1 protein-coding gene (running past both ends of the window) is annotated in these 16,180 nt (G+C 76.8%); it reads left to right on the forward strand.

All 16,180 nt of this window come from inside a single coding sequence — locus ABD361_RS04850, SDR family NAD(P)-dependent oxidoreductase, on the forward strand. Of the gene's 19,518 coding nucleotides, 978 precede the window and 2,360 follow it; the stretch shown corresponds to coding positions 979-17,158, spanning codon 327 (complete) through codon 5,720 (partial); the first codon wholly inside the window starts at nucleotide 1. Both the start codon and the stop codon lie outside the window.

Raw genomic sequence — 16,180 nt, forward strand, 5'->3', positions numbered from 1 at the left:
CACCCCTCCCTGCTCGACGCGATGCTCCAGGCGTGCCTGTGGACCGACGAGGACCCCTCGGCCCCCCGCGCCCGGCAACTGCCGTTCTCCCTCGACGCCGTCGAGATCTTCGGCCCGCTGCCCGAGCAGGGCCACGTGCACGCGCTCGCCACCCCGGCCGGCCACGACGTGACCCTCACGGACGACCAGGGCCGCGTGTGCGTGCGCCTGCGCTCCGTCGTCACCCGCGCCGTCGACGGCGCCGCCGCCCTCGACGGCACCGTCGCCGCCCACCTGCTCGTCCAGCGCTGGCAGGACGCCCCCGCACCCTCGGCGCAGCCCCGCCCGGCGCGCGAGGTCCGCCTCACGGAACAGGCCGGGGAGGACGCGCTCTTCCCGTGCGACGACGAGCTCCTGGTCGTCCGCGCGGTCCGCGCCGGGGACGGCGACCCGCTGCCCGGCCTGCTGCGGCTGTTCCGCGCCTGGGCGGCGCAGCCGGCCCGCCGGCCGGTGCGGGTGCTGTACGCGTTCCGCCCGACCGGCGGGGCCGAGGACGCGCGGGTGCACGCCCTGGACGGGTTCGCACGCGCTCTCGCCAACGAACACCCCGACTTCCGCGTCGCCGTCGTCGACACCGGCGCCGCCGGCCTGGAGGCCGCCCTCGCCACCGAGGCGCGCAGCGCGCACGAGTTCCGGGTCCGCTACCCGGCCGCCGGCCGCCGCCAGGTGCTGCGCTGGGAGAGCGCGGAGGCGGCCCCCGCGCCGCTCGCCCCGCGCGGCACCGTGCTCGTCACCGGCGGCGCCGGCGCCATCGGCCGCCACCTCGTGGCCCACCTGGGCGGCTCCGCCCGCTACGTCCTGACGGGCCGTTCGCCGCAGGCCGACCTCGCCGACCTGCGGGCCGCCGGCCTCGACGTGCACTACCTGCAGGCCGACCTCGCCGCCCCGGGTGCCGCCGCGGACCTCGTCGCCCGCGTCCACGCCGCCCACGGGCCCCTCCACGGCGTGCTGCACCTGGCCGGCGTCACCCGAGACGCCCTGCTGATCCGCAAGAGCGACGAGGAGTGCGCGGCCGTCCTCGGACCGAAGGTCCGCGGCACCCTGGAGCTGGACGCGGCCACCGCCGGCGACCCCCTCGACTTCTTCATCGCCTTCTCCTCCATGTCCGGCGCCGCCGGCAGCCCCGGCCAGACCGACTACGCCTACGCCAACCGCTTCCTCGACGCGTTCACGGCGTGGCGGCGCGTGAGCGACCGGCCCGGCCGCAGCCTGTCCGTGCTGTGGTCGCTGTGGGCCGACGGCGGCATCCGCGTGGACGCCGACGACGCCACCGCCGCCCGCATGGCCCGCCAGGTCGGCCTGGTGGCCATGCCGACGCAGGCGGCGCTGGACGCCTTCGACCGGGCCCTGGGCCACGACGGCGACCACGTCATGGTCGCGCACGGCAACCTCGCCCGGCTGCGCGAGGTGCTCAACGCCCCCGCGCCGGAGCCCGCCGCCGCGCCCGCCCCGGCGGGCGGGCGGCGCCCGGCCGCCGCCCTCGCCGAGGGCTTCCTGCGCGAGGTCCTCGCCGAGGTCTTCGAGCTCCCCGCCGAGGACATCGAGCCCGGCACGGCCTTCGAGCAGTACGGCATCGACTCGCTGCTCATCATGGACCTGACCCGCCGCCTGGAGGAGGACTTCGGGTCGCTGCCCAAGACGCTGTTCTTCGAGTACCAGAACCTGCGCGACCTCGCCGGCTGGTTCACCGAGCAGCACGGCGCCCGCCTCACCGAACTCGCCGCACCGGCGGCCGGGAAGGCCCCGGCCACCGATCCGGCCCCGGCACCGGCCACCGACCCGGCCCCGGCGCCCGAACCCGTACGCGCACCCACGCCCGTACCGGTGACGCCCGCGCCGGCCACCGCCCCGTCCGGCCCCATGCCCATCGCCATCGTGGGCGTCGCGGCACGGTTCGCCGAGTCGGACACCCTGGAGGAGTTCTGGGCCAACCTCCGGGCGGGCCGCGACCTGGTCACCGAGATCCCGGCCGACCGCTGGGACTGGCGCGACTACGATCAGGCCACCCCCGCCGACCGGGACGCCCGCTACAGCCGCTGGGGCAGCTTCCTGCGCGGCATCGACACCTTCGACCCGCTCTTCTTCGGCATCTCGCCCCGCGAAGCGGAGATCATCGATCCGCAGGAACGGCTGTTCCTGCAGAGCGCCTGGCACGCCGTGGAGAACGCCGGCCGCACCCGCGCCGACCTGCGCACCCGCCGCGTCGGCGTCTACGTGGGCGCCATGTACGGGCTGTACCAGCTGCACGAGGCCGAGGACGGCCGCATCGGCGCCTCCTCCCACGCCTCCATCGCCAACCGCGTCTCCTACACCCTGGGCCTGACCGGCCCCAGCCTGGGCGTGGACACCATGTGCTCCTCCTCGCTCACCGCCATCCACCTGGCCGTGCGCGACCTGCGCGCCGGTGACGCCGACATGGCCCTCGCCGGCGGCGTCAACCTGCACGTCCACCCGTACAAGTACCGCTTCCTCGGCCAGGGCGGCTTCACCTCCAGCGACGGCCGGTGCCGCAGCTTCGGCGCCGACGGCGACGGCTACGTGCCCGGCGAGGGCGTCGGCGCGGTGTTGCTGCGGCCGCTCGCCGACGCCGTCCGCGACGGCGACCACATCCACGGCGTGATCCTCGGCACCAGCGTCAACCACGGCGGCCGCACCAACGGCTTCACCGTGCCCAACCCCGTCGCCCAGGGCGACCTGGTCAGCCGGGCGCTGGCCGAGGCCGGCGCCGACCCCGCCTCGCTCGGCTACCTGGAGGCGCACGGCACCGGCACCGCCCTCGGCGACCCGGTGGAGATCCGCGGCCTCGCCCGCGCGCTCGGCACGGCCGGCATGGCCCCGCGCAGCCTGCCCATCGGCTCGGTCAAGTCCAACGTCGGACATCTGGAGTCCGCCTCCGGCATGGCGGGGCTGTGCAAGGTGCTGCTGCAGATGCAGCACGGCGAGCTCGTGCCGTCCCTGCACGCCGACCCCCTCAACCCCAACATCGACTTCGACTCCACCCCGCTGCGCGTCCAGCGCGAGCTCGCCCCCTGGCCCCGCCCCGCCGGCGCGCCCCGCCGGGCCGGCATCAGCTCCTTCGGCGCCGGCGGCGCCAACGCCCACCTCGTCGTCGAGGAGCACGTCGAGAAGCACGCCGGCCCGGCGCCGCACCAGGAGCACACGGGCCCGTGGCTGTTCCCGCTCTCCGTGCGGGCGCCCGAGCGGCTGCCCGTCCTGGCCGGCCTGCTCGCCGACGCCCTGGAGCGCGAGCCGCACCGCCTCGCGGACGTGGCCTTCACCCTGCAGCACGGCCGCGAGGAATGGGCGGACCGCATGGTCGTCCTGGCCTCCACCACCACCGAACTCGTGGCCCGCCTGCGGGGCCTGGACACCGACGGGGTCTGGACCGGCAGCGTGCGCGGCCGGGCGGCCGCCAGGGCCGCCGCGCCCGCGAGCGACGCCCCCGAGGACCTCGCCGCGGCCTGGGCCGCCGGCGCGGCCGTCGACTGGCCGCACCACGAGGGACGGCGGGTGCCCCTGCCGGGCTACCCCTTCGAGGAACTGCGCTGCTGGCTGACCGACACCATCTGGTCGCCGCCCGCCCGCACCGCCGCCGCCCCCGCACACCCGCTGCTCGGCACGCTCGACCCCGCCGAGAGCCTCGACGGCCTCACCCACCGGGCCGCCTTCGGCCCCGAGCACCCCTACATCGACGGCCACCGCGTCGGCGAACTGCGCCTGCTGCCCGCCGCGGCCGTCCTGGAGATGGCGCGTGCGGCCGCCGAGGCGGCCGGCGCGGGGGAGCACCTGAGACTCTCCGGCGTGCGCTGGCTGCGGCCCTTCGTGGTCGACGGCACCGAGCGCTCCGCCCGGACGCGGCTGCGCCGCGGCGAGGCCGGCCTCGCGTTCGACCTGCGGGACGACGAGGACCGGGTGCTCGCCGAGGGCCGCATCGCCGCGCTCGACGCCCCGGCCCCCGAGACCGTTCCCGTCGACGCCCTGCAAGCCCGCCTGACCCACCGTCACGAGGGCGCGCGCCTGTACGCGGACCTCGCCGCCGCCGGTCTGGTCTACGGCCCCGCCCTGCAGGCCGTCGAATGGATCGCCGCGGGCGACGGGGAGGCGCTGGTGCGCCTGCGCATCCCCGCCGAGGCCGCCCCCTTCGCCGGCTGCGCCCTGCACCCCTCGGTGGTCGACGGCGCCCTGCACGCCTTCGCGGTGCTGCGCGACCGCACCGCCGGACCGGCCATGGTGCCCTACGCCCTGGCCGCCGCCGAGGTCCTCGCCCCGGTCACCGGGCTCGGCTACGCCCACGTACGGAGCGTCGGCCCCGACCGCTACGACCTGACCCTCACCGACGACACCGGACGCGTGTGCGCACGCCTGCGCGACCTGTCCCTGCGCCCGGCCCCCGGCAGCGCGGCGGCCGCATCCGCGCCCGCGGTCACGGCCGGCGCGGTGTCCGCCGACGAGCTGATGTTCACCCCGCGCTGGTCCCCGACGGCCGAGAGGGACCCGGCCCCGGCCGGCGGCACCACCTGGCTCGTCCGCGGCCCCGAGCACGCCCGCCTCGCCGCCGTGCTGACGCGGCGTCTGGGCGGCACCATCGTCGAGCTGGACCCCGACCGGATCACGGGCGGCACCGACCTGCCCGGCCGCCCCGACCACGTCGTCCTCCTCGGCCCCGCCGCCACGGGCCGCACCGACGACACCGACGCGCTCGAAGCCGCGCAGGAGCGCGGCGTGCTCACCCTGTTCCGGCTCGCCAAGGCCCTGCAGAAGCTGGGCTCGGCGGTCCGGCTCACCGTCGTCACCGAGGACGCGATCACCACGGGCGGCGAGTCGCCGGCCAACCCGTACGCGGCCAGCCTGCACGGCCTCGCCCTCTCCCTGGCCCAGGAGCACCCCCGCTGGCGGGTCGCCGTCGTCGACCGGTGGTCCGCCGAGGCGCCGACCGCCGACGTCCTCGACGTCCCCGCGGGCGGCCCGTACGCGCTGCGCGGCGGCGTCCTGCACCACCGCCGGCTCGTCCCCGTCCCGGCCACGCCCCCGGCGGAGCGGATCCGCGAGGAGGGCACGTACCTGATCCTCGGCGGCGCCGGCGGCATCGGCCTGGAGCTGACCGCGTGGCTCGTGCGCACCTACCGCGCGAAGGTCGTCCTGCTCGGCCGCAGCGAGCTCGACGAGGCGCGGCGCGAGCGCCTGCGCACCCTCGACCCCGGCGGCACCCGCGTCTCCTACCGGCGGGCCGACGCGACCGACCCCGCGGCGCTGCGCGACGCCGTCGCGTGGACCCGCGCCACCCACGGCGCCCTGCACGGCGTCTTCCACGCCACGATCGTCCTGCGGGACCAGACCGTCGCCACGATGACGCAGGAGACCTTCCGGTCCGTCCTGGAGGCCAAGACCCGCACCTCGGTCGCGCTGCACGCCGCGCTCGCCGGGGCCACCGACGTGGACTTCGTGCTGTTCTTCTCCTCCGCCGTGGCGCTCGGCGGCAGCGCCGGCCAGGGCAACTACGCGGCCGGATCCACCTTCGAGGACGCCTTCGCCCACCACTTGGACGGCGCCCTGCCCGCCCGCGTCGCCGTCATCAACTGGGGCTACTGGGGGACCGTCGGCATCGTCGCCGACGAGCGCCACCGCAACCGGCTCGCCGCAGCCGGAATCCACTCGATCACCCCGGAGGAGGGGATGACCGCCGTGCACGCCGTGCTCGGACGCGGCGACCGGCAGGTCGTCGTGGTCAAGGCCGACGACTCCGCCCTCGCCGCCGTCGGCGTCGAACGCCACCGGAAGGACGGGACCATGCACGACACGGCGCCGCCGGACGACACCGCGCTGGTGCCGTCGCTGGCCGCCCTGCCGCCCGTCGCCCGGCTGCTCACCGAGGCCGACGACGCCCGCCTGACCGAGGTCATGTGCGACTGGCTGTGGACCCTCTTCCGCGCCGAAGGCGTCTTCCTCGACCCCGCCGAGACCTGGACCACCGAAACGCTCACCGCGCACCTGCGCGTCGTCCCCGCCCAGGGCCGCCTCTTCGCCGAGATCCTGCGGCAGCTGACCGGCAGCGGACACCTGCGCGAGCGCGACGGCCACCTCAGCCCCACCGGCCGCGCGGCCGCCGCCGACCCCGAGGGCGAGCTCGTCGCCCTGTGCGAGCAGAAGCCGGCCCTCAACCGCTTCGACCGGCTGCTGCGCCCCTGCCTGCACCACCTCTTCGGCGTGCTGCGCGGCACCGTCCGCGCCACCGACGTGATGTTCCCCGGCGGCTCGACCACGCTCGTCGAAGGCGCCTACCGGGGCAGCCCGGTGGTCGACCGGGCCAACGAACTCGTCGTCGGCGCCGTCCTGGACCACGTCTCCGCCCACGACGGCCCCCTGACCGTCGTCGAGATCGGCGCCGGCACCGGCGGCACCACGGCCAGCGTGCTGCCCGCCCTCGCCGCCTCGGGCGCGGACGTCGACTACGTCTACACCGACATCTCCCGCGCCTTCCTGCAGCACGGGCGGCAGCGGTTCGCCGCCGAGCACCCCTACGTCCGCTTCCAGCAGCTCGACGTCTCCGGCGACCCGGCCGCCCAGGGCTTCCCGCCCGGCAGCGCCGACCTCGTCATTGCCGCCAACGTCCTGCACGCCACCCCCGACCTGCTCGCCACCCTGGGCGCCGTCGCCCGGCTGCTCAAGCCCGGCGGACGCCTGGTGCTCAACGAGGCCAGCAGCAACGTCCTCACCGCCACCCTCACCTTCGGCCTGCTCGACGGCTGGTGGCTGCACCGCGACGCCGAACTGCGCCTGCCCGGCTCGCCGCTGCTGTCCGCGCCCGGCTGGCGCAAGGCCCTCGCCCTCGCCGGGTTCGCCCGCAGCCGCGCCCTGCCCGCCGACGAGGGACTGACGCAGCACGTGGTGGTCGCCCACACGGCAGTCGGCGGTCAGACGCCCGCCGCCGCGGACGCGCCCGAGCGGGCGGTCCCGGCACCGGCGCCCCAGGCAGCGCCCGCGCCGTCCGCCGGCGGGGACACCGACGCGCTGGCCGAGGCCGCCCACGCCTACGTCAAGGACGCCTTCGCCGAGATCCTCCAGGTGCCGCACGAGCGGCTCTGGCTGGACGAGACGTACGAGAACTTCGGCGTCGACTCGCTGACCGTGCCCCAGATCGTGGACGTCCTCTCCCGGCGCATGGGCGAGCTGCCGGCGACGCTGCTCTTCGAGTACCCGACGATCCGTGAGATCGCCGACTACCTGCTGGAACGGCACGCCGACCAGGTGCGCGCCCTGCTCCCCGAGGCCCTGGCCCCCGCAGCCCCCACGGCCCCCACGGCCCCCGTCACTCCCACGGCCGTCCCGGCCGTCCGGGCGGCCGCCGAACCCGCCCCCGCGCCCCTCGCCGGCCCCGACCGGCGCATCGCCGTCATCGGCGTCGCCGGCCGCTACCCCCTGGCCGACGACACCGACGCCTTCTGGGCGAACCTGCGCGCCGGCCGCGACTGCGTGCGCGAGGTGCCGGCCGACCGCTGGGACCACCGTACGCAGGCACCCGCCGACGGCCGGCAGCTCAGCCGCTGGGGCGGCTTCCTCGACGGCATCGACGAGTTCGACCCCCGCTTCTTCCAGATGTCGCTGCGCGAGGCCGAGCTCACCGACCCGCAGGAACGTCTCTTCCTGCAGACCTCCTGGCACGCCCTGGAGGACGCCGGCTACACCCGCGCCCGCCTGCGCGGCAGCCGCGTCGGGGTGTACGTGGGCGTCATGTACGGCCACTACCAGCTGTTCGAGGACGAGCGCGGCCTCGCCGGCGGCATGGGCTACGCCTCCATCGCCAACCGGGTCTCCTACGTCCTCGACCTCCACGGCCCGAGCCTGGCGATCGACACCATGTGCTCGTCGTCGCTGACGGCCATCCACCTCGCCTGCGAGGCCCTGGCGTCCGGCCAGGCCGAGTACGCGCTCGCCGGCGGCGTCAACCTCGCCCCGCACCCGCGCAAGTACCGCCAGCTCGCGGCCGGCGGCTTCACCGGCGCGAGCGGGCGCTGCCGCAGCTTCGCGGACGACGGCGACGGCATGGTGCCCGGCGAGGGCGTCGGCGCCGTCCTGCTCAAGCCGCTGGCCGCCGCAGAACGCGACGGCGACCGGATCCTCGGCGTCATCCTCGGCAGCGCCGTCAACCACGGCGGCAAGACCGGCGGGTACGCCGTGCCCAGCCCGTCCGCCCAGGGCGAGGTCATCGCCCAGGCGCTGCAGCGCGCCGGGGTCGAGCCGGCGAGCGTGTCGTACGTGGAGGCCCACGGCACCGGCACCGCGCTCGGCGACCCGGCCGAAGTCGCCGGGCTCGACCGGGCCTTCGGGAACCTGCCGGCCGGCTCGGTCGCCCTCGGCTCGGTGAAGTCCAACGTCGGCCACCTGGAGTCGGCTGCGGGCATCGCCGCCCTGACCAAGGTCCTGCTGCAGATGCGGGCCCGCGAACTGGCCCCCTCGCTGCACGCCGACACCCTCAACCCGGCCGTCGACTGGGCCGCCTCGCCCTTCCGCGTCCAGCGGGAACTCGCCCCCTGGACGGCCGGCGGGCCGCTGCGCGCCGGCATCAGCGCCTTCGGCGCCGGCGGCTCCAACGCGCACCTCGTCGTCGAGGAGTACCGCGAGGACGCCCGCACGGCTCCCCTCACCGGGCCGGCCGTCTTCCCGTTCTCGGCCCGCGACGCGCAGGGACTGCGCCGCGTGGCCGAGGCGATGCTCGCCCGGCTGCGGGCCACGGCCCCCGGTGCGGGCGCCCAGGACGTGGCGGAGATCGCCGCCACCGTCGGCGTGCCCCTCACGGCGGTCGACGAACCCCTCGACGAACTGGGCCTCGACCCGGCGACCATGGTGCGCCTGATCGGCCTCGGCGACGCCGTCCGCCCCGGCGCCGTGCACGGCGGCACCACCCTGCGCGAACTGGCCGCCGCCCGCACCGGCTCCACCACCGGCACGATCGACCTCGCCCGCCTGGCGCACACCCTGCAGACCGGCCGCGAGCCCATGGCCCACCGCTTCGCCGTCGTCGCCCGCTCCGCCGCCGAACTCGCCGACGCGCTCGACGCGTTCCTCGCCGGCAGGCCCGGCGGGTACAGCGGCGTGGTCACCGCCGAGCCGGCAGCCGCCACCGTGCCCTCCCCGGCCGACCCCGAGGGCGTCGCCCGCCGCTGGGCCGCCGGCGAGGTCTTCGACTGGGCCGCCGCCCACGAGCACCCCGTGCGCCCGCTGTCCCTGCCCGGCTACCCGTTCGCACGGACCCGCTGCTGGATCGACGCCGTGACGCCCGCCGCTGCAGCAGTGCAGGGGGAACGGCAGGACGGCCGCGTCCTGGAGACCGTGCTGCACCTGCTGGGCACGGTCAGCGGCTACCCCGTCGCCGACCTCGATGCGGCCGGCTCCTTCCACGAGCACGGCCTGGACTCCCTCGGCCTGATCCGGCTCGCCGACGAGGTCTCCGGCACCTTCGGCGTCTCCGTCGGCCCCGACCAGCTCCTCGCCACCCCCACCCCGGCGGCACTCACCGCCTGGCTGGAGGCCGAACACCCCGACGCCGCGGGCATCCCCGCCGCGGCCGCGCCGGCCCCCGCCGGCAACTCCGCCGACGACCCCGTCGTGATCGTCGGCATGGCCGGTACGCTGCCGGGCGCACGCGACCTGGAGGAGTTCTGGACCGCCCTGCAGAAGGGCGGCGACCTGTTCACCGAGGTGCCCGCCGACCGCTGGGACACCGCCGCGCACTACGGCGACCCGGCCCACCACCCCGACCGCACCCGCGTCACCCGCGGCGGGTTCATGCCCGACATCGACCGCTTCGACCCGCTGTTCTTCGGCATCTCGCCGCGCGAGGCCCGGTGGATGGACCCGCGGCAGCGGCTGCTGCTGCGCACCGTGTGGGCGGCACTGGAGGACGCCGGCATCGCCCCGGCCCGCCTCGCCGGCACCGACACCGGCCTCTTCGTCGGCGTCGGCTCCTCCGAGTACGCCGAGCTGGTCCAGCGCTCCGGCACCGCCACCGACGCGTACTCCTCCACCGGCCTGACCCCCTCCATGCTGGCCAACCGCGTCTCCTACCACCTCGACCTGCGCGGCCCCAGCGAACCGGTCGACACCGCCTGCTCCAGCTCGCTCGTCGCCCTGCACCGCGCCGCCGAAGCCCTGCGGCTCGGCCACTGCGACACGGTCATAGCCGGCGGCGTCAGCCTCATGCTCTCGCCCCTGACCTTCGCCTCCCTCGAACGCGCCGGCATGCTCAGCCCCGACGGCGTGGGCCGCGCCTTCGACAAGGACGCCGCCGGATACGTACGCGGCGAGGGCGTCGGCGCCGTCGTCCTCAAGCGGCTCAGCCGGGCCCTCGCCGACGGCAACCCGGTCCTCGCCGTCCTGCGCGGCACCGCCGTGGGCCACGGCGGGCGCTCCAACTCGCTGACCGCCCCCAACCCGCGCGCCCAGGCCGAGGTCATCGTGCGCGCCCACCGCGAGGCCGGCATCGACCCCGCCACCGTCGGCTACATCGAGACCCACGGCACCGGCACCGTCATCGGCGACCCCGCCGAGACCAACGGCCTGCGGCAGGCCTTCACCGAGCTCTACCGCGACTGGGGCCACCCGGCGCCGGCAGCGCCGCACTGCGCCCTGGGCGCACTGAAGAACACCATCGGCCACCTGGAGCCCGCGGCGGGCATCGCCGCCGTGCTGCGCGTGCTGCTGTCCCTGCGGCACGGCCGCATCACCGGCGACCCCCACGGCCCCGAACTCAACCCCCACCTCGGCCTGGACGGCACCCCGTTCGAGATCGCGGCGACCGGCCGCGACTGGGCACCCCCGGCGCCGGGCGTGCCGCGGCGCGCCGGAGTGAGCTCCTTCGGCTACGGCGGCGTCAACGCCCACGTCGTCCTGGAGGAGTACGCGGCGGACGAGCCGCTGCCGTCCGCCGACCGGGCCGTCGTCGTCCTCTCCGCCCGCGACCCGCAGCGGCTGCGCGCCTCCGCGCAGGCCCTGCTGGACGCCCGCGACTCCTGGTCGCACGACCTCGCCGGCACCGCCCGCACGCTCCAGACCGGCCGCACCGAACACGCCGAACGCCTCGCGTTCGTCGCCGCATCCGGCGACGACGCGGTGGCCGCACTGCGCCGCTTCCTCGCCGGCGACCCGACCGGCCTCCACACCGGCCACGTCGACCGCCACGCCGACCGCACGCCGTTCGACGGCCACGACGACGAGGCCACGGCGGCCGCATGGGTACGCGGCGCAACCGTCGACTGGCCGGCCCGCTGGACGACCCTGCCGAAGCTTCGCTCCCTGCCGACGTACCCCTTCGCGTCGGAACGCCACTGGTTCACGGACGGCACGCAGACGCCTGCGGCGGTGCGGGGAGCCGGGCCGCGCCCCGCCGCGGCGGCTGCGCCGCCTGCGGCGGGGAGCACGACCGCCGCCGTGCCGACGGGCGACGCCCGCACGGCGGCTGGGGCGTCCGCCCCGGCCGGGGCCGTGCCTGCGGCCGCAACTGCGCCTGCAGCGCGGGCCGACGGCCCGGCCGGGACCGTGCCGGTGCCCGGCGCCGTTGCCGTGGCCGGGGTAGCCCCCGCCGGCGGAGTTGTGCCCGCGGCGCAGGCCGCCGCCCCGGCGGCGGGCGCTTCCGCCGCCCCGGCGGCGGGCGCTTCCGCCGCCTCCGGCGGCGTCGGCGCGGCCGTCAGTCTCTTCGGCGCCGAGTGGGTGGCCGAGGCCGTGCCGGGCGCCCGGGCCGCCGCCGGCCGCGTGCTGGTCTTCGGTGATCTGGCCGTTCCCGGGGCCGTGCACGTGCGGGCCGGTGACGCCTACGCCGACGACGGGGCCACCGTCACCATCCGGCCCGGCGCGAGCGAGGACTACGCCCGGCTGCTCGCCACCCCCGCCGAGCGGATCGTGCACCAGTGGCCGCTCCTGCACCCCGACCGCCAGGACCTCGGCATCGAGTCCGTGTTCCTGCTCGTCCAGGCCATGACGGCCGCCCCCTCCCGCGCCGCGGCGCGGATCCAGGTCCTGGTGCCCGAGGGCGCCATGGCCGAGGCGTGGGGCGGGTTCGACGCCTCGCTGCGCGCCGCGCTCCCCGGCACCGCCTTCGGTGTCGTGCGCGTCGCCGGCCGGGCCGAGCCGGCCGCCCTGCTCGCCGAGGTGTCCGCCGAGCGGCTGTCCGCGGCCGCGGTCCGCCTCACGGCCACCGGCCGCAGCGTGCGCGTGCTCGCCGAGGTCCCCGCGCACCCCGTCACCGCGTCGCCGCTGCGCGCGGGCGGCGTCCACCTGGTGACCGGCGGCGCCGGCGGGCTCGGGCTGCTGCTCGCCCGTACGCTGCTGGCGCGCGGGGCCCGCGTCGCCCTGACCGGCCGGTCGTCCGCCGCGGACCGCGCCCGTGAGCTCGCCGAGCTGCGTGCTCTCGGGGACGTGGCGTACTTCCGGGCCTCCGTGGACGATCCGGCCGCCATGGCCCGGGTCGTGGCGGACGTCAAGGACAGGTGGGGCGCGCTGCACGGCGTCTTCCACCTGGCCGCGACCGCCTCGCGCACCCCGCTGCCGGGCAAGGACGTCGCCGAGTTCCGCACTCACCTGCGGGCCCGCCTCGAGGGCACGCGCGTGCTCGACGAGGTGACCCGTGACGAACCGCTGGAGCTGTTCGTCCTGTACTCCTCCCTCGCCGGCCAGCTCGGCGACTACGGCCTCGTCGACTACGCGGTCGGCGCCCGCTTCCTCGACGGCTTCGCCGAGGAGCGCGAGACGCTGCGCCGGGCGGGCCGCCGCAGCGGGCACACGGTCTCCGTCGACTGGCCCATGTGGCGTGCCGGGGGCATGCACGTGGACGCCGACGACGAGCACCGCTACCTCGCCGACACCGGCTTCCGCTACCTGGAGGCCGACGAGGGCGAGCGCCTGCTCGACCTGGTCCTGCGGCTGGGCCGTCCCCAGATCGCCGTCCTGCCCGGGGAGCCCGAGCGGATGCGCGAGCACGTCGAGGCGATGCGGGTGCGGGAGAACGTGCCCGCGGTGCCCGCGGTGCGCGCGGCCGCGCCGGCGCCGGCACCGGCGCCCGGTGAACTGGCCGGTGAGCTGCGGACGATGGTCGCCGAGCTCCTCGGCCTGGCGCCGCAGGCGCTCGACCCGGAGGCCGGTTTCGGCGAGTACGGCCTGGACTCCTTCGGGCTCCAGTCGCTGTCCGTCTCCCTGGAGGAGCGCTACGGCGTGAGCGTGCCGACGACGACGCTGTTCGGCGCCAACACGATCGACAAGCTCGCCCGTCACCTGCTGGCGGAGCACCCCGCCCTGGCGGAGCGGGCCCCGGCGCCCGCGCCCGCACCCGTGCCCGAACCCGTACCCGTGCAGGAGCCCGTACCCGTGCGGGAGCCCGTGGCCGACGACGCCGTCGCCATCGTCGGCATGGCCGGGCGTTTCCCCGGCTCGCCCGACCTGGAGGCGTTCTGGGGCAATCTCGCCGAGGGGCGGGACCTGATCACCGAGACCCCCGCCGACCGGTGGGACTGGCAGGAGGTCTCCCGCCGCTTCGGCGGCACCGCCCGCTGGGGCGGCTTCCTGGACGACGTCGACCGCTTCGACGCGCGGTTCTTCAAGCTCTCGCCCGCCGAGGCGGAGGTGATGGACCCGCAGCACCGGCTCTTCCTGGAACACACGTGGGCGGCGCTGGAGGACGCCGGCTGCCGGCCGGACCGGCTCGCGGGCCGCCGCGTCTGCGTGTTCGCGGGCGTGCAGTTCAACGACTACGAGACGATGGTCCTGCAGGGCGAGGAGGTCAACGCCCACGCGGGCACCGGGCTGGCGCGCACCATGCTGGCCAACCGCATCTCGTACCTGCTGGACCTCAGGGGTCCCAGCGAGAGCATCGACACCGCCTGTTCCAGCTCCCTGGTGGCCCTGCACCGCGCCGTGCGCGCGCTGCGCAGCGGGGAGAGCGAGCTGGCCATCGCCGGCGGCGTGAGCCTGGTGCTCTCGCCGCAGACCGTCGTCGCGGGCAACCAGCTCGGCGTGCTCGCCCCCGACGGCCGCTGCAAGGCGCTGGACGCGCGGGCCGACGGGTACGTCAAGGGCGAGGGCGTCGGCGTCGTCGTGCTCAAGCCGCTCGCCCGCGCCCTCGCCGACGGCGACCGCGTGCACGCGGTGATCCGCGGCAGCGCGGTCAACCACGGCGGCCACGCCTCCTCGCTGACCGCCCCCAACCCCCTCGCCCAGGCCGACCTGCTCGTCGACGCCTACCGCGACGCGCGGGTGCCCGTGGAGACCCTCTCCTACGTCGAACTCCACGGCACCGGCACCGCACTCGGCGACCCCGTGGAGATCGACGGCCTGATCCGGGCGCACCGCACCCTGGCCGGCGGCCCGGCGACCGCCTGCGGCATCGGAACCGTCAAGAGCAACATCGGCCACCTGGAGCCGGCCGCGGGCATCGCGGGCGTCATCAAGGTGGTGCTGGCCATGCGGCACCGGACCCTGCCGCCCACGCTGCACCTGCAGCGGCTCAACCCGCTGATCGACCTCACCGGAACGCCGTTCCTGCCCGTGCAGGAGGCCACCGAGTGGGCGCCGGCCGACGCCGCCGGAACGCCCCTGCCGCTGCGCGCCGGCGTCAGCTCCTTCGGCTTCGGCGGCGTCAACGCGCACGTCGTCCTGGAGGAGGCGCCCACGGCGCCCGCGGCACCCACGACGGCAACCCCCGCCGCGGCACAGGAGGCGTTCCTGCTCTCCGCCCGCGACGAGGACGCCCTGCGCCGCTACGCCGCGGCCGTCGTGGAGTTCCTCGACGGCGAGACGGTGCCGCCGCTGGCCTCGCTCGCGTACACCTCCCAGGCCGGTCGCGTGCCCATGGCGGCGCGCCTCGCGGTGGTCGCCACCACGACCGGCGAACTGCGCGCGCAGCTGGCCGGGTTCCTCGACGGCGGGCGCGCCCGCGGCGAGGGCTCCGGCGCGGACCTCGCGTGGCTGTCCGAGCCGGAAGGCGCGAGCTACCTGGAGCGCCTGGTGCGCGAGGGGCGGCTCGACCGCGTCGCCCGGCTGTGGGAGGACGGCGCCGAGATCGACTGGAGCGCCCTGCGCAGCGGCGACCGGCCGGCGCCGGTGTCCATGCCCACGTACCCGTTCGCGCGCGAGCGACACTGGCTGACGGCCGAGAGCGACTCCTCCCTGCTGCTGGTCAAGCACTGGGAGCCCGCCCCGCTGCCGCACGGCGAGCTGCCGGGCCGGGTCCTGGTGCTGGTCGGAGCGGAGACCGAGCCGCTCGCCGCCGAGGTGTTCGGCACCGGCGCCACCGTCGTGCGGGCCGACGCCCTCGACGACGCCGACGAGGCCGCCCGCGCCCGGATCGTCGCATCGGCGGCCGGCATGGACGCCGTCGTCGACCTGGTGGACGTCTCCGCCACGCCGGACGCCGCACTGCGCACCGACTGGGGCCGCATCGCGCTGCTGCGCGACCTGGTCAGCGCGCACCGCACCCGCGGCCTCGCCTACCTGCACCTGACCCGCGGTCTCACGACCTTCCGCACCGAGCACCCCACGCTGCGCGGCGCCACGTTCGCGGGCCTGGTCAGGATGCTCACGGCCGAGTACCGCGGGGTGTTCGCCCGCACCCTCGACCTGGACACCCTCGACCCGGCCGCCGTGCGGTCGGCCCTCGCCGCCGAACTCGCCGCCACCGACCCGGTGACCGAGGCCTGCATGCGCGAGGGGGTACGCCACCGGCCGGCACTGCGCCCGGCCGACCCGGCCGAGGTCTCGGCGGCCTCCGCGTCCTCCGCGGACTGGGCGGCCGACCTGGCCGGCCGCACGGTCGTGATCACCGGTGGTTCCGGGGCGCTGGGCCGGCTGGTCGCCGCCCGGCTCGTCGAGCGCGGCGCCGACCGGCTCCTGCTGCTCGGCCGCACCCCGCTGCCCGCCCGCGACGCGTGGCCGGCCCTCCTGGCCGACCCCGGCACCGACCCGGCCCTCGCGGCACGCCTGCGCGACCTCACGGCCCTCGAACGCCCCGGCGTCCGGGTCGAGTTCGCGGCCGCGCCGACGCCCGACGCCCTCGCCGGGGCGCTCGACGGCGCACGGCGCGCCCTGGGCCCGATCGCGGGCATCGTGCACTGCGCCGGGCTCGGCGTGATGCGCGACCCGGCCTTCATCGGCAAGCGGA

Source organism: Streptomyces luteosporeus (genome assembly GCF_039532865.1).
GTDB lineage: Bacteria > Actinomycetota > Actinomycetes > Streptomycetales > Streptomycetaceae > Streptomyces > Streptomyces luteosporeus.